This window comes from Burkholderia semiarida (assembly GCF_029268935.1).
Taxonomy (GTDB): Bacteria; Pseudomonadota; Gammaproteobacteria; order Burkholderiales; family Burkholderiaceae; genus Burkholderia; species Burkholderia semiarida.
The window spans coordinates 771,493-797,280 of the sequence record NZ_JAHLCL010000008.1; the positions used below are offsets into that span (position 1 = coordinate 771,493).

Sequence of the window (25,788 nt, forward strand, 5' to 3'; positions counted from 1 at the left end):
CCGCGACCGTTTTCGGACCCTTGCCGCGTTACTGCGGCCCCAGCTCCTGCGCGGACGTATCGGCGTCGTTGCCCTGCGCGACCAGCACGTGGATGTCGTTCGGCGTCACGTCGCCGATGCCGCCGGACGGAATCGTCAGAAGCAGCCAGTCGGCGTTGTTGCCGATGTTGACCGGCGCGGTCTTGAGGATCGGCGACTTGCTGCCGGCCGTCGTGACGACCACCTGGTAGGTGCCGCCGTTCAGGTACACCGAATCCTGCGTCGTTGCCGGCACGGCATTCTGGTAGGCGGCGCCCGCCATCGTCGGGCTGACCGTCGTGATGTCGGTGCCCGGCGCCACGATGTACACGTCGACGTTCTGCGCATTCGGCGACGCGTTGAAGCTGCGCACGCGCGCCTTGTCGGACAGCAGCCCCTTGTCGTATGGATCGTCGATGACGGAGATCAGCGACGTCGTGCTCGGCAGCGCGATCGTCGTGTAATGGTGACCGTTCGCCGCGCTGAACGACTGGGACGCGATGGTCGTCGTCGTGCCCGATACGTCATAGCTCGCGGTCTGATTACCCGAATCGATGTCGTGATAGCGCGTCACGCCCTTGTAGGCGACGCCCGCCTGGTCGACCTTCGCATTCAGGTAGTAGTCGAGGTTCGGGCCGGCCGGCACCGCGTTGATGAAGCGCGCCTGCGGCTTCGAGATGCCGAGTACGGTCCCGGCGTCGTCGCCGCCGCCGCATGCCGTGAGCATGGAAATGACCGAGCACAGGGCCACTATCGTTCGTATTGATTTCATGTCGTCCTCTCGTTCAGGAAACCTGTATTGCGATGCCGGACCGCCGCGTGAACGATCGCGCGGGGCGCAGCGCCGGTTGGAAGGAAGTTGGCTGTCCGCCGGAGGGCGGGCGCGAGGATGACGCAATCGACGTGCCTGCGGGAAGACCAGGCGCGACGGACGCAGGCGGGCGGGCACTGGCCGGGATGGCGGCGCGAGGCGCGGGCGCGAACCGCGTGAGCGGCGCGGTTGTAAAAAGGGCGTGGCGCGTGCGGTCGCTAACCGGGCGGCATTAGGCAAGCGCCAGTGCGCCGCCGATCCCCATGCCCGCCGGGCGGCCCGACGCATCCCGCGTGGCCAGCGCGCCGGGCGAAATGACCTGCCGCACGAAAACGATGGCCGGCGGCGGCTGTAATTCTTGCCGGGTTCGGCCATCGTTTAACCATTCGAAACAATGTGTTCAGCGAAAGGGGCATGATCTCCGGCGATCGAGCAGGCATACTGTCGCCTATGTTGCTCAATGCGCGTCGAACGGCGTGCGCTTGCCCTCCATGTCCATTCCAGTCTCTTTTCGAACCTTGCGATGGTTGACCGTTGCGGCTACTGCATGCTTGCTCGCCGCGTGTTCGACCGCTTCCGACGTGACCACGACGTCGAACCCGAACGTATTCACCGTGACGACGCGCACGCTCGGCGTGTCCACGACATGGGCCGACGCCCATGCGAAGGCCGTCAGCGAAGCCACCAACTACTGCTCGCAGCGCGGGATGCGCGCGAGCGTGAAGCAGGAATCGCTGACCGGCGGCCGCCGCGTCGACGCGCGCTCCGAACTCGCGTTCGAGTGCCATCCGACCTTCGAGACGGCGTCTAACCCGCGCGGTTGACCGGCCGGCGGCATGACTGCGCCGCCCGCGTTTTCCTTCCCCCGCATGGCAAACCGACCCGCGATGCCGTACCGGCACGTCGCGGGCCGGCGCACGTCCGGCGTCGGCCCGGCGGGTCAGGCCGGCTGCGCCTCGTACAGCTTCACGCATGCGGAGAAGTCGAGCGTGCCGAGCCCCTGCTGGCTCATCGACTGATAGAGCTGCTGCGCGAGCGCGCCCATCCACACCGGCTGATGCGCGCCGCGTGCGGCTTCCGTCGCCAGCCCGAGATCCTTCAGCATCAGGTTCGCCGCGAAGCCGCCCGCATAGCCGCGCGCGGCCGGCGCCGCGTCGCTCACGCCCGGGTACGGGTTGTACGTGTCCGAGCTCCAGCAGCGGCCGGTCGACGTGTTGATGATGCCGGCCAGCACGGCCGGATCGATGCCGAGCGCGGCGCCGAGCGCCATCGCTTCCGCCACGCCCATCATCGAGATGCCGAGCAGCAGGTTGTTGCAGATCTTCGCGATCTGCCCGGTGCCGGTGCCGCCGCAGTGCACGACGTTCCTGCCCATGTCGAGCAGCACCGGGCGGATGCGCTCGAACAGCGGGCCGTCCGCGCCGACCATGAAGGTCAGCGTGCCGGCCTGCGCGCCGCCGGTGCCGCCCGACACGGGCGCGTCGGCGAGCGGGAGGTCGCGCCGCGCGGCGGCGTCGGCCACCGCGCGCACGGTGCCGGGATCGATCGTGCTGCAGTCGACCAGCGTCGCGCCGGCTCGGGCGCCGGCCAGTACGCCGTCGTCGCCGAGGTAGACGGCGCGCACGTGCTGCGCGGCCGGCAGCATCGTGATGATCAACGCGCCGCGCGCGGCGGCGTCACGCGGCGACGCCGCCGCCGTCGCGCCCGCGCGCACCGCGGCGTCGACCGCGTTCGCATCGAGGTCGAACACCGTCAGCGCGTGGCCGGCCTTGAGCAGGTTGGCGGCCATCGGGCCGCCCATGTTGCCGAGTCCGATGAAGGCGATTTCCATGTCCGGGCTCCGTCGGGTCAGCGCAACGCGATCGTCGTGTTCACGCCGCCGGCCGTCGCGTCGTCGTCGAACCAGCGCGCGGTGACCGTCTTCGTCTGCGTATAGAACTGCACGACCTGCTTGCCGTACGGGCCGAGATCGCCGAGCTTCGAGCCGCGCGAGCCGGTGAAGCTGAAGTAGGGCACCGGCACCGGAATCGGGATGTTGATGCCGACCTGGCCGACGTCGATTTCGCTCTGGAACTTGCGCGCGGCCGCGCCGCTCTGCGTGAACAGGCCCACGCCGTTGCCCATCGGGTTGCGGTTGACGAGCGTGATCGCCTCGTCGAGCGTGTCCGCTTCCATCACGACCACCACCGGCCCGAAGATTTCCTCCTTGTAGATCGACATGTCGGTCGTCACGCCCGAGAAGATCGTCGGGCCGACGAAATTGCCGTGCTCGTAGCCGGGCACCTTCACGTCGCGGCCGTCGAGCAGCAGCGTCGCGCCTTCGTTCACGCCGGCGTCGATCAGCGACAGGATGCGCGCCTTCGCCGCCTTCGACACGACCGGACCGACGTCGGTGCCGGCTTCGGCGCCCGCGTTGACCTTCAACGCCTTCGCCTTTTCGACGAGATCGGGCAGCCAGTCGCGCGCCTGGCCGACGAGCACGACGACCGACGTCGCCATGCAGCGCTGGCCGGCCGCGCCGAAGCCCGCGCCGACGAGCGCGTTGATCGACTGCTCGCGATGCGCGTCGGGCAGCACGACCGCGTGATTCTTCGCGCCCATCATCGACTGCACGCGCTTGCCGTGCTGGCTGCCGAGGTTGTACACGTGCGTGCCGACGCGCGTCGAGCCGACGAACGAGATCGCCTTGATGTCCGGGTGCGTGCACAGGCGGTCGACCACCGTCTTGCCGCCGTGCACGACGTTCAGCACGCCTTGCGGCACGCCGGCCTCGATCGCGAGCTCGACGAGCTGCATCGTCGACAGCGGGTCCTGCTCGGACGGCTTCAGCACGAACGTGTTGCCGCACACGATCGCCATCGGGAACATCCACAGCGGGATCATGCCGGGGAAGTTGAACGGCGTGATGCCCGCGCACACGCCGATCGGCTGGCGCAGCGTGTAGGTATCGACGCCGCCCGCGACGTTCTCCGCGAATTCGCCTTGCTGCAGCGTGCCGATCGAGCACGCGTGCTCGACCACTTCGAGGCCGCGGAAGATGTCGCCCTGCGCGTCGGGCAGCGTCTTGCCTTGTTCGGCCGTCAGCGTGTGCGCGATCCGTTCGAGATTGCGGCGCACGAGATCCTGGAACTTCAGCATGATGCGCAGCCGCGCGCCGATCGGCGTCGTCTTCCAGGTCTGGAACGCGCGCTGCGCGGACGCGATCGCGGCATCGACCTCGTCGAGCGTCGCGTACGGCACGCGGCCGATCACTTCCTGCGTCGCGGGGTTGACGATGTCGCCCCATTCGGCGCTTTGCGAATCGACGAACGCGCCGTCGATCAGCAGCTTGGCGGTGGGCAGGGCGAGGGTGGTCTGGGGGACTGCGGCGTTCATGGCATGCTCCGGGGAAACGGTGTGACGATGAAAAAGGGGCTGCGTCCGCCGCGCGCGCTGGCACGGCGGGCGGCAGGTCGAAGGGAAATCGAATGAATGCGGGCGGGCGATGCGAGCCGGTGGGCTTACGTCCGCGCCGGACGCATCAGCGCGGTACAAGCAAGCGCGAACACACCGAAGCCGACGAGGTACGCGATCACGTAGTGCGGCTGGCCGCCGCCGGCCTTCAGCAGAGACGTCGCGATCATCGGCGCGAAGCCGCCGCCGATCACGCCGGCCAACTGCACCGACAGCGAGATGCCGCTGTAGCGGATTTCCGCGGGAAACTGCTGCGCGAACAGCAGCGATTCCGGCGCATAGAGAATCGGGAACACGACGCCGAGGCCGAGCACGATCGCCCACCACGCGGTCGACGTCTGCTGCGTGCCGAGCATCATGAAGAACGGCGCGGCGAACGCGCACATCAGCACGAGGCCGATCGCGAACATCCGGCGCTGGCCGATGCGGTCGCTCAGATGCCCGCACAGCGGCATCGTCACGAGCGACAGCGCGGCGCCTGCCGTGATCGCGTGCAGCATCTCGGCCTTCGGCAGATGCAGCTGCTGCGTCGCGTAAGCGAGTGCGAACGTGACGACCATGTAGAACCACGTGTTCTCGGCGGCGCGCGCGCCGACGATCGTCAGCACTTCGCGCGGATGGCGGCGCAGCGCGGCCGTCACCGGCGATTTCTCGGCCTTGCCCTGGCGCTGCATCTTCTCGAAGTCGGGCGATTCGGGCACCTTCGCGCGGATGAACCAGCCGAGGCCGACGAGCGCGATGCTCGCGAGGAACGGCACGCGCCAGCCCCACGACAGCATGTCGCCTTCCGGCAGCGCGGCCACCGCGGCCATCGCCACCGACGACAGGATCAGGCCGAGCCCGACGCCCGTCTGCGGCAGGCTGCCGAACAGCCCCTTGCGGCCGTTGGGCGCGTGCTCGACGGCCATCAGCACCGCGCCGCCCCATTCGCCGCCCACGGCCATTCCCTGCAGGAAGCGCATCGCGATCAGCAGCGCGGCGGCCCAGTAGCCGATGCTGTCGTACGACGGGATCAGCCCGATGATCATGCTCGGTACGCCCATCAGCAGCAGCGTGATCATCAGCATCGACTTGCGGCCGATGCGGTCGCCGAAGTGGCCGAACACGATGCCGCCCATCGGTCGCCCGATGAAGCCGACCGCGAACGTGCCGAACGCGGCGAGCGTGCCGACGACCGGGTCCAGCGACGGGAAGAAGATGCGGTTGAACACGAGCGCGGCGGCCGTGCCGTACAGGAAGAAGTCGTACCACTCGATCGTGGTGCCGGCCATGCTGGCCCAGCCGGCCAGCAGGTAGTGCTTCGCGGTGCGCTCGGGCGCCGGCGTCGCGATGGTCGCATGCTCATCGAGGGTGGATCGGGTCTGCATGGTGTCTCCGGTTTTATTGCCCGCGGCTCATGGTCCGCAGGTCACGGTCGAGTATAGTTATGCGCGGATTCATGATGTACCGACAAAGAAACCGGTTGGATGTGCATTTATGCATATCGACGGCCGGCCCGGAGACGCCCGCCTTTTTCCCCTCGCCGATGCGACATGCCACCGAGCCGGTTTCCGGCAACCTGAACTGGGACGACCTGCGCTTTTTCCTCGAAGTCGCGCGCACGCAGCGCGCGAGCGGCGCGGCGAAGCGTCTCGGCGTCGACTACACGACCGTCGCGCGGCGCATTCGCGCGCTCGAGGCCGCGATGGGCACGCTGCTGTTCGACAAGTCGCGCTCCGGCGGCTTCACGCTGACGGCCGAAGGACAGCGGCTCGTCGCGTATGCGGATGCGATGGAGACGACCGTGCAATCCGCGTGCGATCAGGTCGCGAACACTGGCGAGGCGCTGTCGGGCCACGTGCGGATCGGGTCGACCGAGGGGTTCGGCTGTTTTTTCCTCGCGCCGCAGCTCGCGCGGTTCCGCGCCGCGCATCCGCACGTGACGGTCGATCTGCTGCCGGTGCCGCATTTCGTCAACCTGCCCAAGCGCGAGGCCGATCTCGCGATCACGCTCGAGCGGCCCGAGCGCGGGCCTTATGTGGTCACGAAGCTGTGCGACTACCAGTTGCGGCTCTATGCGACGCGCGACTATCTGGCGAACCACGCGCCGATTACCTGCACGGACGATCTCGCGCGGCACGCGTTCATCAGCTACGTCGACGATCTCGCGTTCAGCAACGAGCTGCTGTACCTCGATCGCGCGGTCCCCGGCGCGACGGCCGGGTTGCGCACGACGAGCGTGATCGCGCAGGTTTTCGCGGCGCTGCAGGGCGGCGGCCTCGCGATCCTGCCGTGCTTCATCGCGGCCACGCAGCCGGCGCTGGTGCCCGTGCTGCCGAACGACGTGGTCGTCACGCGATGTTTCTGGCTGACGTGCCGCGAGGATCTGCGCAAGCTGCGGCGCGTGACCGCGCTGTGGGATTACCTGCGCGCGGCGGCGGATGCAAACCGTGCGTTGCTGGCGGGGGAGTCGGGGGCGCTGAGGTTCGTTGGCGAGCCGGCATAGCGGGTTGCACGCGCGTCGCGACGGCGGCGCGATCGACATGACCGACGTGGATGACGAAACAGCCGGCGGCGATTCGACCGGCTATCGGGGGGAGGCAGATGGCTTTGACGCATGCGGGCAAGGTTTTCGTGGTGTGCGTGGTCGTATTCGGCGTGGCCGCTTACTGGCTCGCGTCGCGCATGGTGCGCCGCCAGACGGGCGGCAAGCGCGGCTCCGGCGGCGCGGTCGCGTTCTGGTGGCTCGTGTGTTTTTGCCTGGTGTCGCTGTTGTTCCCGTTCGCGTACTGGATCGGCGACGAGATTTACGCGCTTGCGGTGTCGCCGACGTACGAAGCGACCGTCGTGTCCTACCAGTCGGAGTGGGACACCTGCGAGCGCCGCGAAAGCTCGGGGCGAACCTCTTCGTACCGGTGCATCAAGTACACGTCGATCCTGGAAGCCGTGATGCCGAATGGCGAGCGCATCGTGCTGCCCGGCAACATCCGCTCGGGCGCCGTGCCCGAAATCGGCGAGAAGGTCGATGTCGTGTTGCCGCAAGGGGCGCGTCAACTGCACGAGCGCAGCGTGCGCAGTATCGGCCTGCTGGCCGGCGGCGCGGTGATGGTCGCGATCATCGGGTATTTCGTCTATCTGATCGCGGCGTACGGGGCCGGGAAGAAAATCGACAGCGCGGCCCGCTTCGGCATGGCGGCGGTGGTGAACGGGCTCGTGCCGCTCGGCGCGCTGCTGATGGAAATCGCATTCCTGAGCGTGCCGTACCGTTACTGGGTGCACGGGAATCCGCAGCAATGGCCGGTGTGGGTGCTCGCGCTGGGCATGCTGTTCGCGCTGGCGCTGCTGCCGTTGCTGCTGCTCTATGCGCGGGCCGCATGGCGGGCGGTCGTGAAGTAACGGCGCCCCGTCGCCTCGCGGTCGCGGCGCGGGGGGGGCGGCCGCGCCGCCGGTAGTCAACCGGGGCAGCCCAGCCGATCGGCGAGTTCGTTCAGATCCCTGACGTCGAAATCCCACGCGTCGTCGGCCTGCAGGTCGGTCGTCTGGCCGGGCCCGTGCTCGGTCGGCCGCAGCACGAACGCGGTCGACAGCCCGAGCCGGCGCGCGGCGGCCAGATCGCCGTTGTGCGCGGCCACGAGGCACAGCTCGGCCGGCGCGAGGCCGAGAATCTCGACCGCTTCGGTATAGACGGCCGGCGACGGCTTGTACGCGCGGGCGACCTCGGCGCCGAGAATCGCGTCCCACGGCAGCCCGCCGTGTTTCGCGACGTCGACCATCAGCCGGATGTTGCCGTTCGACAGCGGCGCGATGATGTAGCGCTGCTTCAGCCGGTGCAGCCCGGCGACGGAGTCGGGCCACGGATCGAGCCGGTGCCATGCGAGATTGAGCGCGTCGATGTCGGCATCGGGCGCGTCGACGATCCCGAAACGGTCGAGCGTGCGCACGAGGTTCTCGCGATGCAGCACGTCGAGCCGCACGTAGCGGCGGCGTCCGCTGCGGATTTCTTCCATCGACGGCGAATATTCGGCGCGCCACGCGTCGGCGAACGCGAACGGGTCGAGCGTCGGCGCGTGACGCTCAAGGAATGCGGCGGCGCCGCGCGCGACGCCGCTTCTCCAGTCGACGATCGTTCCGAAGACATCGAAAACGAGCGCCTTGATTTCGGCAGGGTTCGTCATGGTGATCGAGTGAAGGTCGTTCGATGAGGGGTCACATCGCCGTGCCGCCGGATGGCATGGCGCCGGTTCGATCGACATTGAATCACGGATACGAAAACCCGGCCCGGGAGGGCGCGGTGCGTGGCTCGCGCGCCGGTCGCGCCAGAGCCGGCGCGCGCGGCGACGGCGCGCGGCGGCCGGCCGGACGGTACCGGCTGACGCGCGCGCCGAACCTCGACTGGGGCCCGGTGCGTTCAGGCGGTCAGTGCCGCTTGCGGACCTGCACCTGCACCTTCCCGTGGCGAATCGGCATCACGTCCGGGCTGTCGTCGCCGACTTCGCTGGCGATCAGGTCGTTCAGGCGGCCGTTCATCGCGAGCAGCAATTCGCCGTGCTGCTTCCTGTCCATCGCGAGATTGCGCATCTCGCCCGGGTCGCTCGCGATGTCGAACAACTCGACGTCGTTGCGCGCGAACAGATCCTCCATCGTCGTCGGCCGGTTGAATTCGAGCGGCGAGAAATAGCGCGTGAAGCGGTAGCGGCCGTCGAACACGCTGCGGATCGTGCCGCGCAACCGGAAATCCGGCTGCTGCGCGAGCGCGCGGCGCAGCCGTTCATCCTCCGGCACGCCTTTCTGCCGCAGCGTGCCGAGTTCCTTCAGCATCCATTCGCTGTCGTAGTACAGCAGCATCGCGTAGTTGAACAGCGTCGCATCGCGCGCCGCGCCGTTTCGCGTCCGCCGGTTTCGCGAGCCAGCGCGTGAGGTCGTGCCCCTTCAACGCGCTGCCGCGGATCGTCGCGAGCCGCGCGGCGTCGAGGCCGGTGAGTCCGAGCAAGGTCGGCGCGATGTCGATGTGCGACGTCAGCGCATCGCACTGCATGCCGCCCGGATACGCGGGATGCCGGATCACGAGCGGCACGTGATTCTGCGGCTGGTACGCGGCCGCGCCCTTGCCGACGAGCTGGTGCGCGCCGACGTGGTCGCCGTGGTCGGCCGTCATCACGACGATCGTGCGTTCGTCGAGCTGGAGCGACCGCAGCGTCTGCAGCAGGCGCACGACGTGCGTGTCGCAATCGCGGATGCAGTTGAAGTAGTTGTCCTGATAGAGGCGCACGCGTTCGTCGGTGAACGGGTAGCGCCCGACGAGGTTCGCATGCGCGGCGTTGAACATGCCGTGCGCGGGCGGCCGCCCCGGCTCGTCGTACGGCTGCCGCCGCGACGCCGCGAGCGGCACGTCGCGCCATGACGTGCGGTACAGCGCGTCGTTCGGCGGCGGCGCGTTGCCGAGCATCGGATGGTTCGCATCCTGCACCGTCGAGCCGTTCGTGTCGGTGTTCACGAACATCGCGTCGTGCGGGTTCACGAGATTCACCGCGAGGAACCACGGCCTGCCTTCCTTCGCGAGGCGCGGCGCATGGTTGCGCATCCAGCTCACCGCGGCCTCGGCCGTGAGCCCGTCGTACTCGTAGCCGCCGCGCACCATGCCGATCAGGTCGCCCACGCCGAAGTAGTCGTCGAAGCCGTACGCGCGGATCGTGCGGTTGTAGTCGGCCACGGGCGCCGTGTACGGGCTCGCGGTTTCGTGCATCGACGCGCTCAAGTGCCACTTGCCGAGATACGCGGCGTAGTAGCCGGCATCGCGCAGCATGTGGCCGACGGTGCGTATGTCCGGCGACATGTCCTGTTGCCAGGGCAGGCCCGCGTTGTCGAGCACGCCGGTGTGCTGGATGTGCTGCCCCGTATAGACCGTCGAGCGCGACGGCGAGCACACGCATGCGGCGATCTGGTGATGCATGAACGTGATGCCGTCGCGGCGCAGCGCTTCGCGGCCGGGCACCGGGAACGGCCAGCGGTCGAAGTGGCGTTCCTGGTCGGTCAGGATGAACAGGATGTTGTAGCCGGCGGGCGGGGTGGCGGGCGCCGTTGCGGCGCCGCGCAAGCCGGGATCGACGGCTGAGGCGGTCGCGGCGGTCGCGGTACCGGCGGCCGGGGCCGGCGGCGGCGGGTTCGCGGCCAGCGCATCGGCGCCGATGCCGGCCGACGCGACGGCCGCACCGGCCAGCTTGAGGAACCGACGCCGCGCGGTGGGCTCGGTGGCGGGGGCGTCCTGATCGTCTTTCACGTCGGCTGTCTCCTGGTCATGCACGGCTCGTGCCGGGGGTTTTCATGCCGACGACTATGCGGCAGGATCGCGTATCGATCGATGAAAGATCAGGGTCGATCGATAACCTGACGAACATGAATGACGGAGGCGCCCGTGACCCTCGACCCCCGCGGCCCGGCCGGCCGCACGCGACCGGGCCCGCTCGCGCCGCCCGGCGCGCCGGCCCACGAGCAGCGCATCGCGCAGGCGCTGCGGCGGCTGCGTGTGCGCGACATGGAAACGCTCGATACGCTCGGCCGCACACGCAGCTTCGCGCGCACGTCCGAGGCCGCGTCGATCACGCAGCCGGCGTTGTCGAAATGGCTGCGCGAGCTCGAGGACTCGCTCGGCCTGCCGCTGTTCGAGCGCACGTCGCGGCGGGTCGCGCCGACGGCATACGGCGATGCGCTGCTCGAATGCATCGGCCGCGTGCTGACCGACATGCGCGGCGTCGCACCCGCGTTCGACGCATTGCGGACCGGCGCCGGCCGACCGGTGTCGATCGGCCTGCTGCCGAACATGGCACCGCAACTGATTCCGGGCGCGCTCGCGTGGCTGCGGGAAGCCGGCCGCCCCGTACAGCTCAATGTGCGGGAAGACACGCTCGACCGGATGCTCGTGCAGGCGCGGCGCCACGAGCTCGACCTGCTCGTGTGCCGGCTCGACGCGTCGGCGTTGAGCGCGGGACTCGCCGTCGCGCCGTTGTACCGCGACGACATGATCGTCGTATGCGGGCCGCGCCATCCGTTGCTCGGGCGTGCGCGGATCGGCTGGCGCGACGCCGCCGCGTTTCCGTGGATCGCGCCGCCGTTCGGTTCTCCCGCGCGCACGGCGCTCGATGCCGAGTTCGCGAAGGCCGGCCTGGCGCCGCCGGCCGTGCTGATGGAGTCGGTGTCGTGGCAGACCAACCGCGCGGTCGCCGACCAGTCGCCGTGCCTGTTCGTGCAGTCGGCCCGCGCGTTCGACCTCGCCGCGCGGGCTGGCGAGCGCGTCGGCCGGCTGCCGCTGAAGTTGTCGACGATGCCGGAGACGGTCGGTGCGTTGTATGCGGCGCCGGCGAGCGTGTCGGTCGCCGCGGCGATCGACGCGCTGAGCGCGGTGACGCGCACGCATCCTGGCGCGGACGACCGACCGGCGACGGAGCGGGGCACGGACACATTCTGACGGATCGCTTTCGGAGAACGCGCGCGCGGCCTTCGTGCGGTGCAGCAACCTGGCGGCGAACCGTTCGCCGCTGGCGGGGGCAGCGCGGCAACCGAGCGTATCCCCTGATGGAAGCAGGTATGCCGATCGTCACGGATTGGTGTTAAATAGATTTCGGCGCGCCCTCGCTCGGCGCGCAAACGGGGCGCACCGGGCATCGGCGTAAACCCGAGGCGGAACAGGGCACGAAATATCGAAAACGAATCGGGCGCATCAGACCCGGTCGGACAGACGGCAGGATTCACTTTGAATACCGAACCGCAAAGTTCTCGCTACAGCCTCGGGCTCGCCGCGGAAGTGCTCGCATCCGAGCAGAGCGTGCTGAGGCTGATCACACGCAACACGCCGCTGCCGGAACTGTTGATCGAGGTTTGCCGGCGTGCCGAGGCTTTGCTCGGCGACGGCGCGTCGTGCACGATCCTGCTGCTCGATACGGACGGCATGCACGTGCGCGTGGGCGCGGCGCCGTCGTTGCCCGCGCAGTACAGCGCGGCGATCGACGGCGCGACGATCGGGCCCGCGGCCGGCTCGTGCGGCACCGCGATGTACGAGCGCCGGATGGTCACCGTCGAGGACATCGAAACCGATCCGCTATGGGCCGACTACCGCGCGATCGCGTTGCCGCTGGGCTTGCGCGCGTGCTGGTCGGTGCCGTTTCTCGACGATGCGGGCGCCGTGCTCGGCGCGTTCGCCGTCTATCACCCGCGGCCGTGCCGGCCCAGCGACGAGGAAACCGCGCTGTTGCGCGATATCGGCAACAGCGTCGGCCTCGCGGTGCATCAGGACCGGATCGCGCGCCAGCTCGCGCGCAGCGAGGAACATCACCGGCTCGTCGTCAACAGCCTGAGCGAGGGCATCCTCGTCGTCTCGCGCGACGGCGTCGTGATCGCGAGCAATCCGAGCGCGAACCGGATGATGCGCGTGAAGGGCGAGCTCGTCGGCCGCCGGCTGTCGACGGTGATCCTGCGCAAGCTGCGCGAGGACGGCACGCCGATCGAGCCGCACGACTGGCCGAGCCGGCGCGCGCTCGAGACGGCCACGCCGATGCTCGACTATACGGTCGGCTTCGGTCTCGCGGACGGCGACATCATCTGGGTGCGCGGCAACGCGGTGCCGATCGTGAGGCCGGGCGACACGCAGGCCGATTCGGTGCTCGTGTCGTTCAACGACATCGGCCCCGTGCGCGAAGCGCAGCAGCAGTTGCGCTACATGGCGACCCGCGACGCGCTGACGGGCCTCTACAACCGCCGCTGGCTCGGCGACCGCATGCGCGAGCTGTTCGGCGCGCCCGACGCGGCGGGCGGGCCCGCGCGCGTCGCGATCCTGTTCATCGATCTGGTCGGCTTCAAGAAGGTCAACGACACGGCCGGCCACGACGCGGGCGACGCGCTGCTGCGCAGCGTCGCGTCGCGGCTCGCGGCCTGCGCGGACGGCCGCTACGCGCTCACGCGCGTCGGCGGCGACGAGTTCGTGATCCTCGTCGACGACTGCGACGATCCCGACCGTCTCGCGGTGCTCGCGCGCGAGGTGATCGACGCGATCGCGAAGCCGTTCGCGATCGCGAACAACGAATACTGGCTCGGCGTATCGATCGGCATCAGCGTCGCGCCGCGCGACGGCGACGATGCGGTGACGCTGATGCGCAACGCCGATTCGGCGATGTACGACGCGAAGCAGCGCGGCCGCAACCACTTCACGTTCTTCACCGCGCAGCTCAACCTGCGGCTGCAGCGCCGCTTCGCGATCGAGCAGTCGCTGCGGCGCGCGCTGGCGTCGGACACGCTGCGGCTCGCGTATCAGCCCGTCATCGATGCGCGCAGCGGCCGCACGGTCGGCGCCGAGGCGCTGCTGCGCTGGACGAGCCCCGAGCTCGGGCCGATGTCGCCGGCGGAATTCATTCCGGTCGCGGAAGATACGGGGCTGATCGTCGCGATCGGCCAGTGGGTGCTCGAAACCGCGTGCCGGCAGGCCGCCGAGTGGCGTCGCACGATCGCGCCGGACCTGATGCTGGCCGTCAACCTGTCGCCGCGGCAGTTCCATGAAGGGCTCGTCGAATCGGTCGGCCGCTGTCTCGCGCAAACGCGGCTCGACCCGTCCGCGCTGGAGCTGGAGATCACCGAAGGCGTGCTGATGAACGACACGGACACCGTGCTGCCGATGCTCGAAGCGCTCACCGACATGAACGTGCGGATTTCGGTCGACGATTTCGGCACCGGCTATTCGTCGCTCGCGTACCTGAAGCGCTTTCCGCTGCACAACCTGAAGGTCGACCGCTCGTTCGTGTCGGGCGTGCCCGATCATCACGACTCGGTCGCGATCACGCAGGCGGTCGTCGCGATGGCGCATTCGCTCGGGATGAAGGTCACGGCCGAGGGCGTCGAGACGCAGGCGCAGTCGTGGTTCCTGCAGCAGATCGGCTGCGACATGCAGCAGGGCTACCTGTTCAGCCGCCCGCTGGACGCGGGCGACTACGCGCGCCGGCTCGGCGCCGCCTGAGCGCGGCGCGTTCGCCGGTTGCAGCCGCTACCGAGCGCCGAACCCGCCGGCGCCCGGCGGCGTCGACGACGGATCGATCTCGACCCGGTTCTTGCCCGCGTGCTTCGCCCGATAGAGCGCGCGGTCGGCCGCCTCGATCAGGACGGTCGTCGGCAGGCCGGGCGCGGGCACGATGCTCGCGCCGCCGATGCTGATCGTCACGGTCTGGTTGCCCGTCGACGAATGCGCGTGCCGCAGTCGCAGCCCCTCGACCGCGAGCCGGATCTTCTCGCCGAGCAGCCGCGCGGCGCCGGGCGACGTGCCGGGCATCACGACCGCGAATTCCTCGCCGCCGAAGCGCGCGGCGAGATCGCCCGATTGCCCGAGGCAGCGCTCGATCGTCGACGCGATCTGCTTGAGCACGCTGTCGCCCGACACGTGCCCGTACGTGTCGTTGTACAGCTTGAAGTTGTCGACGTCGATCATCAGCAGCGACAGCTCGCTGCGCTCGCGCGCGCCGCGCCGCCACTCGGCGGCCAGGTATTCGTCGAGATAGCGGCGGTTCGACAGCCCGGTCAGGCCGTCGGAGTGCGTGAGGCGCCGCAGTTCGAGATTGGCCTCGAGCAGTTGCTGCTGCGACTGCCGCAACGCGCGATAGGCCTCGTCGCGCTGCAGCAGGTTCAGGTACGAGCGCGAGTGGTAGCGGATGCGCGCGACCAGCTCGATGCGATCGGGCAGCTTGACCAGATAGTCGTTCGCGCCGGACGCGAACGCGGCGCTCTTGATCACCGGCTCTTCCTGCGTCGACAGCACGATGATCGGCACGTCGCGCGTGGCCGGATTCGCGCGGTACGCCCGCACGAGGCTCAGCCCGTCGGTGCCCGGCATCACGAGGTCCTGCAGGATCACGGTCGGGCGCGTCTCGATCGCGGCGGCCATCGCGTCGTCCGAGCGCGGGCAGTAGTGGAAGTCGATGCCTTCCTCGTCGACGAGCGCGCGCCGCACGGCTTCCGCGACGATCGTCTGGTCGTCGACCAGCAGCACCATCGCCGGCGCGTCGGCGGGCGACGCGCTCGGGCCGCCGGGCGGGCGAGTCAGGTCAATCGTCATGGTCGATGCGGGTTGTTGCGGTTGTTGCAGGAGCAGGCATGGGTGTTGCACGTGGTCATCGTCGGGCTCAGATACGCGCGAGCGCGGCCAGTTCGCCCGCGATGCGCCCGAGCGGCAGGATCGCGCGCGCCGCGCCGAGCGTCGCGGCCGCCTTCGGCATCCCGTACACGGCGCTCGTCGCTTCGTCCTGCGCGATCGTATGGTAGCCCTTCATCCGCAGCGCCTTCAGGCCGATCGCGCCGTCGCGGCCCATCCCCGTCAGCAGCACGCCGATCACGCGGCCCGGCCAGTGCTCGGTCAGGCTGTTGAAGAACACGTCGACCGACGGGCGATACGGCGTGGCGGCCGGTTCCCGCGTGTATTCGAGCGTGCCGGCGCGCGTGACGCGCAGGTGATCGTCGGTCGCGGCGAGCAGCGCGACGCCCGGCTGCGGGCGGTCGCCGGCGCGGGCGACGCGCACGGTGAGCCGGGTCTGGCCGTCGAGCCATTGCGCCATGCCTTCGGCGAACGCGCGATCGACGTGCTGCACGATCACGATCGGTGCATTGAAATCGGCCGGCAGGCTGCCGAGGATCGACGCGAGCGCGCCGGGGCCGCCGGCCGATGCGCCGATCGCGACCAGCGGGCCGCCGCCGATGCGTGCGGCCGCGCCGGCGACGCGCGCGCCGCCCGGCGCGTCGAGCAGGTGGCCGATCTGGTCGATCTTCGCGAGCAGCAGTTTCGTCGTGTCGCCGGCCGCGCCGTCGCCGAGCCGCGGCGTGTCGACCGCGTCGAGCGCACCGGCGCCCATCGCCTCGAACACGCGCCACGCGTTCGCGCCGATGCAGCTCGTCACGATCAGGATCGCGCATGGCCGTTCGGAACGCATGATCCGGCGGGTCGCCTCGATCCCGTCACATTTCGGCATGATCAGGTCCATCAGGACGATGTCGGGCGGCTGCGTGGCGCACAGTTCGACGGCCTGCGCGCCGTCGGTCGCGACCCACAGCACGCGGTGCTCGGGCCGTCGCGCGATCGCGCGGCGCATCGCCTCGACGGCTAGCGGGAGGTCGTTGACGATGCCGATGTTCACAAGCGGAATTCTCCGGTCGGTTCGTGGTGTTGGAGCTGGGCCGGGTTCATGGAGGGGGCAGCCTGTTCGGCGCGGCCGAACGGCATCGGCGGCCGGACGGCGCGGCATTCTTTTCGGTTGGCGACGCCCGAATGCTGTCATGCGGCGCGGGCGGCGGCAATCGAAAAATTTGCGCATTGCGCCGTTTCAGTACGTTTCCTCTATGGCGATGCCGCATTGCGTGCCAGCGGGCCAGTCGATCCTGTCCCGGCAGGCCGCGAAAGTCCGCATGTTACCGTGCCGGCATCGACAAAAAGAAAGGAGGGAACCGGATGACCGCGCCCGAAACCGTACTCGTCAGCCGCGCTCCATACGCGCCGATCGTGATCGAGCAGGACGGCCGTTTGCTGTACCGAATCCACATCGAGAGCGGGCACGCGTCGTTCCACCGCGATTTCCCGGTCGAACCCGACGCGGTGCGCGTGCTGCGCGACGATGCCGAGCGCTACTACTTCCTGTTCGCCGCGCTTCACCATCCGTATCAGCTGCGCGCGACGAACCTCTCCGACGCGGAGCGCGAGCGCCATTTCGGCACGATCCTGTTTGCCGGCCGCGACGAGGTCGAAGCCTTCATGACGGAACGCGATCGCGCGAGCAACGGCGCGGTGGCGAACCTGCTGAGGATCTTCACGCAGGCCGATTACCGGCAAATGCGCGAGGGCCGGTGGTTCGGCGTGGGCGCGGGCACGCCGGCCGCGTAGCGGGCCGTACCGCGCATCGGGCAGCGGCCGCGCCGCCGCGCCGTCAATGGCTGCGCGCGTAGCCCTGGATCAGCGCGCGCATCATTCCCTCGACCGTCGCATCGCGCAGGTCGTCTTCCTGCTCCGCTTCCTCGACGAGCGCGGCATAGGCGGTCGCGAGCGTCACGCGGTCGACTTCATGGCGTTGCTCCATCAGCGTCACCATCCCGTCCTTCGCCAGATGGGCGGAGAACGCGCGGCTGCCGATGGTCTGGAATACGTCAATCATGGCGGCTCTCCCGTACGTTGCCGATGCTTTCCAGTGTAGTCGGCGTGCCGCGGCCGCGCCACGCGGGCGGGCCGGCACGCCCGATTCATCGGATGAAAGGCGGCCGACACACGGTGCGCGCACGGTGTGCCGCTTCAACGTTTACCCGAACCTGCAAATTGTCGACTTTTTATCGATAAAGTCTCGTGTTAGATTTCGCCGTCCGAGCCCGATGCAAACCGGGCCGGCCGCGCGTGGCCGACGTGCCGCGCGTCCCCAGACACGAGGAGGAGAAATGCTGGTGCTGATTGGGGTGCCGATCGTCGTGATCGGCTTCGCGCTGCGCTTCAATGCGCTGCTGGTGGTCACGATCGCGGGGCTCGCGACGGGGCTGGCGGGCGGGCTGAATCTCGTCGACATCGTCAGCGCGTTCGGCAAGGCGTTCACCGAGAACCGCTACATGGGGCTGATCTGGCTCACGCTGCCGGTGATCGCGCTGCTCGAGCGCAACGGGCTCAAGGAGCAGGCGAAGCGGATGATCTCGCGGGTGCAGGCGGCCACCACGGGCCGCGTGCTGATGCTGTACTTCGTGCTGCGCCAGGGGACGGCTGCGCTCGGCCTCACGTCGCTCGGCGGCCATGCGCAGATGGTGCGGCCGCTGATCGCGCCGATGGCCGAGGCCGCCGCGGTCGGCCGGCACGGCGAGCTGCCCGAGTCGGTGCGCCAGCAGATCCGCGCGCATGCGTCGGGCGCCGACAACGTCGCCGTGTTCTTCGGCGAGGACATCTTCATCGCGATCCAGTCGATCCTGCTGATCAAGGGCTTTCTCGAACAGAACGGCATCTCCATCGAGCCGCTGCACCTGTCGGTGTGGGCGATCCCGACCGCCGTCGCCGCGCTGCTGATTCACTGCACGCGCCTCGCGCTGCTCGATCGCCGGCTCGCGCGCGGCTTCGGCCTGGTGAAGCAGGAGGGCGCGCGATGATCGGCCTCGAATCGCTGTACACGCTCGCGGGGCTGATGTTCGCCGCGTTCGCGTACTTCAACCTGACGGACCGCACGAACCCGCGTCGCGTCGTCAATTTCGCGTTCTGGGCCATTTATGCGGTCACGTTCCTGTTCGGCGCGCTGCTGCCGCATTTCGTGACGGGCTGCCTCGCGATCGCGCTCGCGGTGATCGCCGGTTCGGGCAAGCTTGGCCGCGGCCAGTCCGACGAGGCGGGCGGTGCGGCGGCGGTGCGGCGCGAGACGCTCGCGCAGCGGTTCGGCAACCGGCTGTTCCTGCCCGCGCTGCTGATTCCGGTCGTCACGCTGATCGGCACGTTCGCGCTGAAACTCCTGCCGTTCGTCGAGCCGAAGAGCGTGACGCTGATCTCGCTCGTGCTCGGCACGATCGTCGCGTTCGTCGTCGCGCTCGCGATGCTGCGCGATTCGCCCGTGCATGCGCTGAAGGAAGCGCGTCACACGATGGATGCGGTCGGCTGGGCCGCGATCCTGCCGCAGATGCTCGCGGCGCTCGGCGCGCTGTTCGCGGTCGCGGGCGTCGGCGGCGTGGTGTCGGGGCTCGTGAAGGAGTGGGTGCCGATCGATTCGCCGTTCGCGGTGGTCGCGGCCTATACGGTCGGCATGGCGCTGTTCACGATGATCATGGGCAACGGCTTCGCCGCGTTTCCGGTGATGACGGCCGGCATCGGGCTGCCGTTGATCGTCCATCAATTCCACGGCAATCCGGCGATCATGGGCGCGATCGGGATGCTGAGCGGCTTCTGCGGTACGCTGATGACGCCGATGGCCGCGAACTTCAACATCGTGCCCGCGGCGCTGCTCGAACTGAAGGACAAGAACGGCGTGATCAAGACGCAGTGGCCGACGGCCGTGCTGCTGCTGGCCGTGAACACGCTGCTGATGTACGCGTTCGTATTCCGCTTCTGATTCGATGGAAGAGATCCTCATGACCGACCGACTCACCCCCGAACTCGCGTCGAAATTCGCGTCGCTCGCGCTCGCGCACCTGACTCGCGAATATCCGAACAAGCTCACGCATGCGCTCGAAGGGCCGCACGACGTGCAGGGCCCGCGTGCGCTGCACCCGATCTTCTACGGCAGCTACGACTGGCACTCGTGCGTGCACGGCTACTGGCTCGTGCTGCGCGTGCTCGAACGCTACCCGGCATTGCCGGAGGCCGAGCGCATCGTCGCGATCGTCGACGCGCACTTTACCGACGCGAACGTCGCCGGCGAACGCGCGTATCTCGCGCTGCCGCACAACGCGGGCTTCGAGCGGCCGTACGGCTGGGCATGGCTGCTCGCGCTCGCCGCGCAACTCGAGCGGCTTGCGCTGAAGGGCGCGCTGCCCCAGGCCGCGCGCTGGGCGAAGACGATGGCGCCGCTGGCCGACCTGTTCGTGTCGCGCTTCGAGACTTTCCTGCCAAAGGCCACCTATCCTCTGCGTGTCGGCACGCACTTCAACACCGCGTTCGCGCTGGCGCTTGCGCTCGATTTCGCCCGCGACACGCAGCGCGACGGGCTCGCCGCGCTGATCGTCGATACCGCGAAGCGCTGGCACCTGAACGACGTCGCGTGCCAGGCGTGGGAGCCGTCGGGCGACGAATTCCTGTCGCCCGCGCTGATGGAAGCCGAACTGATGCGGCGCGTGCTGCCGGCCGCCGAATTCGACGGCTGGTTCGCACGCTTCCTGCCCGATCTCGCGCGCGGCGAACCGGCGACGCTGTTCGAGCCGGCGACCGTCAGCGACCGCAGCGACGGCAAGATCGCGCACCTCGACGGGCTGAACCTGAGCCGTGCGTGGTGCCAGCGGTCGCTGGCCGGCGCGCTGCCGCACGGCGATGCGCGGCGCGCGAAGCTGCTCGACGCGGCCGACCGGCATCTCGCGAGCGCGCTCGCGCATGTGGCCGGCGACTACATGGGCGAGCACTGGCTCGCGACGTTCGCGTTGCTCGCGCTGGACGCGTAGCGCGCCCCAGGCGTTCGTGGGGCGCGCTTGCCTTTGCGTCGCATGCAACACCGCTTTCCATGTCAGGGCCGACGCGCGGCGGCGACGACTCGCTACACTGCCGTACCGGTTGGACGGGCCCCGGCATCAGGCCCCCGAGCAAGGAGACAAAAGAGGATGGACACCCCACGCGCAGCGGTCGTCACGTACCGCGGCAATGCGATCGAGAACACGCACGTCGCCCATGTGGCGGTCGTCGATGCACGCGGCCGGCTGCTGGCCCGGTTCGGCGATCCGTTCCGGATGACGCTCGCGCGGTCGGCGGCCAAGCCGGCCCAGGCGCTGTCGGTGATCGAGACGGGCGCGCCGGAGCGCTTCGGCTTCGACGACGCGGACATCGCGCTGATGTGTGCATCGCACAGCAGCGAGGACCGTCACATCGAACGCACGCGCGCGATGCTCGCGAAGGTCGCCGCGCACGAAGCGGATCTGCGCTGCGGCGGCCATCCGCCGTTGTCCGACGCGGTGTACCGTTCATGGATCAAGCGCGACTACACGCCGACCGGCGTATGCAGCAACTGTTCGGGCAAGCATGTCGGGATGCTGGCCGGCGCGCAGGCGATCGGCGCGGCGATCGCCGATTACCATCTGCCCGACCATCCGATGCAGGTGCGCGTGAAGCAGGTGGTGGCCGATGCGTGCGGCCTGCGCGACGACGAAGTCGTCTGGGGTATCGACGGCTGCAACCTGCCGACGCCGGCGTTTTCGCTGGATCGGCTGGCGCGCCTGTACGCGTCGCTGGCCGACGGCGCGGACGCGGTGGAAGCTGGCGGTGCCCACGTGACGGACCGGATCCGCGCACTGGCGCGCATTCATCGCGCGATGACCGCCCATCCGGAACTGGTCGCCGGCGAAGGACGCTATTGCACGGTGCTGATGAACGCGTTCGGCGGGCAGGTGGTCGGCAAGCTCGGCGCGGATGCGTGCTACGGGATCGGCGTGCGCGCGTCGGAACGCACGCGGCAACTCGGCGCCGATGGCGCGCTCGGCATCTCTGTGAAGATCGAGGACGGCAATCTCGACGTGCTGTATATGGTCGTCAGCGAAATCCTCGAGCGGCTGCAGATCGGCACGGCCGAGCAGCGTGCGCAACTGGCCGGCTTCCACCGCCCGCCGATGCTCAACACGCAGGGCGTCGAGTTCGGGCACGCGACGTTCCCGTTCGAATTGCAGGCGGCCTGAGCGCGGTTACCGCGCCGATGCCGCCGGCCCGTGACCCGGGCATGCGCATCGGCGCGCGCTACGCGCGGGCGTCGCGAATCCTCGCGAGTTCGCGCGCCGACAGCTCGCCGATCTGCGCGAGGTGTTCCACCAGAAAGTCCTTCAGCACGCGCAGCTTCGCCGAGCTGCGCCGGTTCGCCAGATACGCGATGTAGATGTATTCGCCGGTCAGCCGGTTCTGCAGCCGGTGCCGCGGCAGCACGGGTTCGAGCTCGCCGCTCGCGAGCAGGTCACGCACCAGCCAGATTTCGAATTCCGCGATACCGAGCCCCGCGCAGGTCGCTTCCAGTAGCAGCTCCGAATGGTCGGTGACGAGATTGCCGGCCGGCAGCACGCTGTGCCGCGCATCGCCGCTCACGAGCTCCCAGCGCGGATCGCCTTCGGGGTGCACGTAGCGCAGGCAGTTGTGGTGCTTCAGGTCGTCCGGCGTCGCCGGGCGCCCGCAGCGGTCGAGGTAGCTGGGCGTCGCGCACAGGATGCTGTCGTTGCGCGACAGCCGGTGGACGACCAGGTTGTCCAGGTAGTTCTCGCCTTCGTGGATGTCGAGATCGAAGCCGCCGGCCACGAGGTCGTTGTGGTTGTCGGTCAGCCGCACGTCGAGCTGGATCGTCGGATAGCGCGCCAGAAACGGCGCGATCAGCGGCGCGAGATGACGGCGGCCGAACGCGACGGGCGCGGTGAGCTTCAGCGGGCCGCTCGGCTGCGCATTCAGTTCGGCGACGACACGCAGCGTGTCGTCGAGATCGGCGATCAGCGTGACCGCGCGTTCCAGGTAGATATGGCCGGCTTCGGTGAGCGTCACGCTGTGCGTCGAGCGGTGCAGCAGCGCGACGCCGAGTGCCTCCTCGATCGCCGTGACCTTGCGCGCGACGGTGGACGTCGACACGTGCATCTCCTTCGCCACCGCCGAAAAACTCCCCGTTTCGACCACGCGCACGAACGCGCGCATCGCGCCGAGGTGATCGATGCCGGTTTCTCTCGCACCTTTTTTCATTCGATTCTCGCTGTTGCGTCCCACGCAAAACCGCTTTCGATAATACAGAAGCGAGCTTGTTTTTGCAAAGGCATAGAATGCGAACCCGTCGCGTCGGCAAGCGGCGGCCGGCGAGCGGCACGAGACATTTCAGGAGGGCACGATGGCAGAAAGCGGCTTCCGCGTCGAAGCGGATCTTTTAGGGAAACGAAGCATTCCGGCTACCGCGTACTACGGCGTCCATACGCTGCGCGCGAAAGAGAATTTCGACATTTCGGGACGCACCATCGCGTCGCTGCCGTACCTCGTGATGGCGCTCGCGGCCGTGAAGGAAGCGGCGGCCGACGCCAATTGCGAACTCGGTCTGCTGCCGCGGCCGTACCGCGACGCGATCGCCGCGGCGTGCGTCGAGATCCGCGAAGGACGGCTGCACGACCAGTTCGTCGTCGACGTCATCCAGGGCGGCGCCGGCACGTCGACCAACATGAACGCGAACGAGGTGATCTGCAATCGCGCGCTCGAAATCATGGGGTACGCACGCGGGCAGTACGAATATCTGCATCCGAACGAGCACGTCAATCTCGCGCAGAGCACCAACGACGTCTATCCGACCGCGATCCGGATCGCGACGTGCTTCGCGGTCGAGCACCTGCTCGAGGCGATGGCGCGGCTGCGCGATGCCTTCGCGGAGCGCGCCGACGCGTTCGCCGGCTTGCTGAAGCTCGGCCGTACGCAGTTGCAGGACGCGGTGCCGATGACGCTCGGCCAGGAATTCTCGACCTACGCGGTGATGCTGACGGAAGACATCGCGCGGCTGCAGGAGGCCGGCTGGCTGATTCGCGAGATCAACCTCGGCGCGACCGCGATCGGCACGGGCATCACCGCGCATCCGGAGTACGCGGAGAAGGCGCTGGCCGCGCTGCGCCGCATCACCGGGCTCGACCTGAGCACCGCGCCGAACCTGATCGAGGCGACGCAGGATTGCGGCGCGTTCGTCCAGGTGTCGGGCGTGCTCAAGCGGATCGCCGTCAAGCTGTCGAAGATCTGCAACGACCTGCGGCTGCTGTCGAGCGGCCCGCGCGCGGGCTTCGGCGAGATCAACCTGCCGCCCGTGCAGGCCGGCTCGTCGATCATGCCCGGCAAGGTGAATCCGGTGATCCCGGAGGTCGTCAACCAGGTCGCGTTCGAGGTGTTCGGCAACGACGTGACCATCACGTTCGCGGCCGAGGCCGGCCAGCTTCAGCTCAACGCGTTCGAACCGGTGATCGCGAGCGCGCTGTTCCGCAGCTTCAGCCATCTGACGGCCGCCTGCACGACGCTCGCGCAGCGATGCGTGAGCGGCATCACCGCGAACCCCGAGCGGCTGCGCGAAACGATGGAGCGCTCGGTCGCGCTCGCCACCGCGCTGAATCCGTACATCGGCTACAAGCGCGCGACCGCCGTGGCCGCCGAAGCGCACGCGACCGGCAAGTCGATCCGCGAGGTCGTGCTGGCGCGCGAACTGATGACCGAGGCGCAACTCGACGAAGCACTGCAGCCCGAAGCGCTGATCCGGCCGCGCGTGTTCTGACGCCGGCCGGGTCGCGGCCCAACCGAAAGCGCCCCCGCAGCGGGGCGAAACACATCGACAAACAACGGAGACTCACGATGAAACACCCCACCGAGCGCCCGGCCGGTCCGGCCGGCGGCGCGGATGCCGCGCATGCCGATCCCGATGCGATGTTCGCGTCGCACGAAGCCGGCTATGCGAAGCAGTTGAAGCCGCGGCACGTGCAGATGATCGCGATGGGCGGTGCGATCGGCACCGGCCTCTTTCTCGGCGCGGGCGGGCGCCTGCAAAGCGCGGGGCCGGCGCTCGCGCTCGTGTATCTCGTGTGCGGCGTGTTCGCGTTCCTGATCATGCGCGCGCTCGGCGAGCTCGTGATGCACCGGCCGACCAGCGGCAGCTTCGTGTCGTACGCACGGGAGTTCATGGGCGAGCGCGCATCGTTCGTCGCGGGCTGGATGTACTACCTGAACTGGGCGACGACCGGCATCGTCGACATCACCGCGGTCGCGATCTACATGAAGTACTGGGCCGTGTTCACCGACGTGCCGCAATGGGTGTTCGCGCTCGGCGCGCTCGGGATCGTGTCGGTGATGAACATGATCGGCGTGAAGGTGTTCGGTGAGATGGAGTTCTGGTTCTCGCTCGTGAAGGTGGGCACGCTCGCGGTGTTTCTCGCGGTCGGCGCCGTGTTTCTCGCGAGCGGCCATCCGGTGGCGGGACAGATGACGGGGCTGCATCTCGTCGCGGATCACGGCGGGATCTTCCCGCACGGGATCCTGCCGGCGGTGCTGATCGTGCAGGGCGTCGTGTTCGCGTACGCGAGCATCGAGCTCGTCGGTGTCGCGGCGGGCGAGACCGCCGACGCGCGCAAGGTGCTGCCGAAGGCGATCAACAGCGTGATGTGGCGCATCGCGCTGTTCTATGTCGGCTCGGTCGTGCTGTTGACGCTGCTGCTGCCGTGGACGGCGTACAGCGCGCACGAAAGCCCGTTCGTCACGTTCTTCAGCAAGCTGGGCGTGCCTTACGTCGGCACCGTGATGAACGTCGTGGTGCTGACGGCCGCGCTGTCGAGCCTGAATTCCGGCCTTTATTCGACGGGCCGCGTGCTGCGCTCGCTCGCGATGGGCGGCTCGGCGCCGCGCTTCGTGTCGCGGATGAACGCCCGCGGCGTGCCGTACGGCGGCATCCTGATCACGGTCGCGATCAATGCGATCGGCGTGCCGCTGAACTACATCGTGCCGGCCCAGGCGTTCGAGATCGTGCTGAACATGGCGTCGCTCGGGATCATCACGACGTGGGGCTTCATCGTGATGTGCCAGATCCTGTTCCGCCGCGCGGTCGATCGCGGCGAGATGAAGGCCGTGTCGTTCCGGATGCCCGGCGCGCCGTTCACGTCGTGGCTCACGCTCGCGTTTCTCGTCGGCGTGCTGGTGTTGATGGCGTTCGACTATCCGGGCGGCACGTGGACCATCGCGACGATTCCCGTCGTCGTGCTCGCGTTGGTGATCGGCTGGAAGCTGGCGAAACGTGGCGCCGAGCGCGAGCGGGCGGCGGCGGTGCCCGCATCCGTGCGTGGCGTGGCGGATCCCGCGCGGAACGCGTGACGAACGCGTGACGTCATGCGCC

The 25,788-nt window shown here is 68.8% G+C and carries 24 protein-coding genes; 12 read left to right on the plus strand and 12 right to left on the minus strand.

What is annotated here, in order from left to right:
- Window positions 1-28: 28 nt before the first annotated feature.
- Window positions 29-790 carry a DUF4397 domain-containing protein gene (locus KPB06_RS26795; RefSeq protein WP_275905909.1) on the minus strand — a complete coding sequence of 254 codons (762 nt, stop codon included), beginning with the start codon at window positions 788-790 and terminating at the stop codon, window positions 29-31.
- A 496-nt stretch (window positions 791-1,286) separates the two neighbouring features.
- Window positions 1,287-1,472 carry a hypothetical protein gene (locus KPB06_RS26800; RefSeq protein WP_230951184.1) on the minus strand — a complete coding sequence of 62 codons (186 nt, stop codon included), beginning with the start codon at window positions 1,470-1,472 and terminating at the stop codon, window positions 1,287-1,289.
- Between KPB06_RS26800 and KPB06_RS26805 the strand changes: the two genes are divergently transcribed.
- The gene (locus KPB06_RS26805) at window positions 1,411-1,653 is read left to right on the plus strand and encodes a hypothetical protein (RefSeq protein WP_230951180.1); all 243 of its coding nucleotides are present in this window, start codon (window positions 1,411-1,413) and stop codon (window positions 1,651-1,653) included. The two genes, KPB06_RS26800 and KPB06_RS26805, sit on opposite strands and share 62 nt — an antisense overlap.
- A 116-nt stretch (window positions 1,654-1,769) precedes the next feature.
- Here the strand turns inward: KPB06_RS26805 and mmsB are convergent, their stop codons facing one another.
- From mmsB to KPB06_RS26820, 3 genes are all read right to left on the minus strand, one after another.
- Complete coding sequence (gene mmsB / locus KPB06_RS26810) at window positions 1,770-2,660, minus strand: 3-hydroxyisobutyrate dehydrogenase (RefSeq protein ID WP_059582520.1); 891 nt, start codon at window positions 2,658-2,660, stop codon at window positions 1,770-1,772.
- Window positions 2,661-2,677: 17 nt separating this feature from the next.
- The gene (locus KPB06_RS26815) at window positions 2,678-4,204 is read right to left on the minus strand and encodes a CoA-acylating methylmalonate-semialdehyde dehydrogenase (protein ID WP_059582517.1); all 1,527 of its coding nucleotides are present in this window, start codon (window positions 4,202-4,204) and stop codon (window positions 2,678-2,680) included.
- A gap of 125 nt (window positions 4,205-4,329) precedes the next feature.
- Window positions 4,330-5,649 (minus strand): MFS transporter, encoded by a 1,320-nt coding sequence (locus tag KPB06_RS26820; RefSeq protein ID WP_275905908.1) that lies wholly within the window; start codon window positions 5,647-5,649, stop codon window positions 4,330-4,332.
- A gap of 158 nt (window positions 5,650-5,807) precedes the next feature.
- Between KPB06_RS26820 and KPB06_RS26825 the strand changes: the two genes are divergently transcribed.
- Both KPB06_RS26825 and KPB06_RS26830 read left to right on the plus strand, forming a co-directional pair.
- Entirely contained in the window at window positions 5,808-6,767 is a 960-nt protein-coding gene (locus KPB06_RS26825; protein ID WP_089465524.1) for a LysR family transcriptional regulator, read from the plus strand.
- 98 nt (window positions 6,768-6,865) lie between these two features.
- Window positions 6,866-7,657: a uracil permease gene (locus KPB06_RS26830; protein ID WP_089465525.1), complete on the plus strand. Its 792-nt coding sequence runs from the start codon at window positions 6,866-6,868 to the stop codon at window positions 7,655-7,657.
- 56 nt (window positions 7,658-7,713) lie between these two features.
- Here KPB06_RS26830 and KPB06_RS26835 read toward each other — a convergent pair whose 3' ends face one another.
- From KPB06_RS26835 to KPB06_RS26845, 3 genes are all read right to left on the minus strand, one after another.
- Entirely contained in the window at window positions 7,714-8,436 is a 723-nt protein-coding gene (locus KPB06_RS26835) for a haloacid dehalogenase type II (RefSeq protein WP_089465526.1), read from the minus strand.
- A gap of 241 nt (window positions 8,437-8,677) precedes the next feature.
- On the minus strand, window positions 8,678-9,079 hold the full coding sequence (locus tag KPB06_RS26840) for a hypothetical protein (RefSeq protein WP_275905907.1): 402 nt from the start codon (window positions 9,077-9,079) through the stop codon (window positions 8,678-8,680).
- Window positions 9,030-10,538, minus strand: a complete 1,509-nt coding sequence (locus KPB06_RS26845) for a sulfatase family protein (protein ID WP_275905906.1) — start codon at window positions 10,536-10,538, stop codon at window positions 9,030-9,032. Before KPB06_RS26845 ends, KPB06_RS26840 begins: the two co-directional genes overlap by 50 nt.
- Window positions 10,539-10,673: 135 nt before the next feature.
- Between KPB06_RS26845 and KPB06_RS26850 the strand changes: the two genes are divergently transcribed.
- Together KPB06_RS26850 and KPB06_RS26855 are read left to right on the plus strand one after the other, a co-directional pair.
- Window positions 10,674-11,723: a LysR substrate-binding domain-containing protein gene (locus KPB06_RS26850; RefSeq protein WP_089465778.1), complete on the plus strand. Its 1,050-nt coding sequence runs from the start codon at window positions 10,674-10,676 to the stop codon at window positions 11,721-11,723.
- Window positions 11,724-12,008: 285 nt separating this feature from the next.
- A complete protein-coding gene (locus KPB06_RS26855; RefSeq protein WP_059582503.1) occupies window positions 12,009-14,258 on the plus strand; it encodes a putative bifunctional diguanylate cyclase/phosphodiesterase in 2,250 nt (749 codons plus the stop codon).
- A gap of 27 nt (window positions 14,259-14,285) precedes the next feature.
- Here the strand turns inward: KPB06_RS26855 and KPB06_RS26860 are convergent, their stop codons facing one another.
- Window positions 14,286-15,347, minus strand: coding sequence for a response regulator (locus tag KPB06_RS26860; protein ID WP_275905905.1), 1,062 nt, complete (start codon window positions 15,345-15,347; stop codon window positions 14,286-14,288).
- 67 nt (window positions 15,348-15,414) lie between these two features.
- A complete protein-coding gene (gene cheB / locus KPB06_RS26865; protein ID WP_275905904.1) occupies window positions 15,415-16,419 on the minus strand; it encodes a chemotaxis response regulator protein-glutamate methylesterase in 1,005 nt (334 codons plus the stop codon).
- A gap of 311 nt (window positions 16,420-16,730) precedes the next feature.
- On the opposite strand from cheB, the gene KPB06_RS26870 reads away from it, so the two are divergent.
- Window positions 16,731-17,159 carry a hypothetical protein gene (locus KPB06_RS26870; RefSeq protein WP_059582492.1) on the plus strand — a complete coding sequence of 143 codons (429 nt, stop codon included), beginning with the start codon at window positions 16,731-16,733 and terminating at the stop codon, window positions 17,157-17,159.
- A 43-nt stretch (window positions 17,160-17,202) separates the two neighbouring features.
- On the opposite strand, the gene KPB06_RS26875 is transcribed toward KPB06_RS26870, so the two are convergent.
- Window positions 17,203-17,427: a hypothetical protein gene (locus KPB06_RS26875; protein WP_050013757.1), complete on the minus strand. Its 225-nt coding sequence runs from the start codon at window positions 17,425-17,427 to the stop codon at window positions 17,203-17,205.
- A 274-nt stretch (window positions 17,428-17,701) separates the two neighbouring features.
- On the opposite strand from KPB06_RS26875, the gene KPB06_RS26880 reads away from it, so the two are divergent.
- From KPB06_RS26880 to KPB06_RS26895, 4 genes are all read left to right on the plus strand, one after another.
- On the plus strand, window positions 17,702-18,391 hold the full coding sequence (locus tag KPB06_RS26880) for a DUF969 domain-containing protein (protein ID WP_059582489.1): 690 nt from the start codon (window positions 17,702-17,704) through the stop codon (window positions 18,389-18,391).
- On the plus strand, window positions 18,388-19,338 hold the full coding sequence (locus tag KPB06_RS26885) for a DUF979 domain-containing protein (RefSeq protein WP_099317303.1): 951 nt from the start codon (window positions 18,388-18,390) through the stop codon (window positions 19,336-19,338). Before KPB06_RS26880 ends, KPB06_RS26885 begins: the two co-directional genes overlap by 4 nt.
- Window positions 19,339-19,357: 19 nt before the next feature.
- On the plus strand, window positions 19,358-20,380 hold the full coding sequence (locus KPB06_RS26890; protein ID WP_059639264.1) for a DUF2891 domain-containing protein: 1,023 nt from the start codon (window positions 19,358-19,360) through the stop codon (window positions 20,378-20,380).
- Between the two features lie 156 nt (window positions 20,381-20,536).
- Window positions 20,537-21,601, plus strand: a complete 1,065-nt coding sequence (locus KPB06_RS26895; protein ID WP_099317304.1) for an asparaginase — start codon at window positions 20,537-20,539, stop codon at window positions 21,599-21,601.
- A gap of 58 nt (window positions 21,602-21,659) precedes the next feature.
- Here the strand turns inward: KPB06_RS26895 and KPB06_RS26900 are convergent, their stop codons facing one another.
- Window positions 21,660-22,634, minus strand: coding sequence for a LysR family transcriptional regulator (locus KPB06_RS26900; RefSeq protein WP_275905903.1), 975 nt, complete (start codon window positions 22,632-22,634; stop codon window positions 21,660-21,662).
- Between the two features lie 142 nt (window positions 22,635-22,776).
- Here KPB06_RS26900 and KPB06_RS26905 point away from each other — a divergent pair, with 142 nt between their 5' ends.
- Window positions 22,777-24,183, plus strand: coding sequence for an aspartate ammonia-lyase (locus KPB06_RS26905; RefSeq protein WP_060311148.1), 1,407 nt, complete (start codon window positions 22,777-22,779; stop codon window positions 24,181-24,183).
- Window positions 24,184-24,260: 77 nt separating this feature from the next.
- A complete protein-coding gene (locus tag KPB06_RS26910; protein ID WP_059582475.1) occupies window positions 24,261-25,766 on the plus strand; it encodes an amino acid permease in 1,506 nt (501 codons plus the stop codon).
- The last annotated feature ends 22 nt before the right edge of the window (window positions 25,767-25,788 follow it).

Coding starts and splice junctions, on each gene's coding strand:
- KPB06_RS26795 (WP_275905909.1), bottom strand. CDS start 790: ATGAAATCAATACGAACGATAGTGGCCCTGTGCTCGGTCATTTCCATG.
- mmsB (WP_059582520.1), bottom strand. CDS start 2,660: ATGGAAATCGCCTTCATCGGACTCGGCAACATGGGCGGCCCGATGGCC.
- KPB06_RS26815 (WP_059582517.1), bottom strand. CDS start 4,204: ATGAACGCCGCAGTCCCCCAGACCACCCTCGCCCTGCCCACCGCCAAG.
- KPB06_RS26820 (WP_275905908.1), bottom strand. CDS start 5,649: ATGCAGACCCGATCCACCCTCGATGAGCATGCGACCATCGCGACGCCG.
- KPB06_RS26825 (WP_089465524.1), top strand. CDS start 5,808: ATGCGACATGCCACCGAGCCGGTTTCCGGCAACCTGAACTGGGACGAC.
- KPB06_RS26830 (WP_089465525.1), top strand. CDS start 6,866: ATGGCTTTGACGCATGCGGGCAAGGTTTTCGTGGTGTGCGTGGTCGTA.
- KPB06_RS26835 (WP_089465526.1), bottom strand. CDS start 8,436: ATGACGAACCCTGCCGAAATCAAGGCGCTCGTTTTCGATGTCTTCGGA.
- KPB06_RS26840 (WP_275905907.1), bottom strand. CDS start 9,079: ATGCTGAAGGAACTCGGCACGCTGCGGCAGAAAGGCGTGCCGGAGGAT.
- KPB06_RS26860 (WP_275905905.1), bottom strand. CDS start 15,347: ATGACGATTGACCTGACTCGCCCGCCCGGCGGCCCGAGCGCGTCGCCC.
- KPB06_RS26870 (WP_059582492.1), top strand. CDS start 16,731: ATGACCGCGCCCGAAACCGTACTCGTCAGCCGCGCTCCATACGCGCCG.
- KPB06_RS26875 (WP_050013757.1), bottom strand. CDS start 17,427: ATGATTGACGTATTCCAGACCATCGGCAGCCGCGCGTTCTCCGCCCAT.
- KPB06_RS26880 (WP_059582489.1), top strand. CDS start 17,702: ATGCTGGTGCTGATTGGGGTGCCGATCGTCGTGATCGGCTTCGCGCTG.
- KPB06_RS26885 (WP_099317303.1), top strand. CDS start 18,388: ATGATCGGCCTCGAATCGCTGTACACGCTCGCGGGGCTGATGTTCGCC.
- KPB06_RS26890 (WP_059639264.1), top strand. CDS start 19,358: ATGACCGACCGACTCACCCCCGAACTCGCGTCGAAATTCGCGTCGCTC.
- KPB06_RS26895 (WP_099317304.1), top strand. CDS start 20,537: ATGGACACCCCACGCGCAGCGGTCGTCACGTACCGCGGCAATGCGATC.
- KPB06_RS26900 (WP_275905903.1), bottom strand. CDS start 22,634: ATGAAAAAAGGTGCGAGAGAAACCGGCATCGATCACCTCGGCGCGATG.
- KPB06_RS26905 (WP_060311148.1), top strand. CDS start 22,777: ATGGCAGAAAGCGGCTTCCGCGTCGAAGCGGATCTTTTAGGGAAACGA.
- KPB06_RS26910 (WP_059582475.1), top strand. CDS start 24,261: ATGAAACACCCCACCGAGCGCCCGGCCGGTCCGGCCGGCGGCGCGGAT.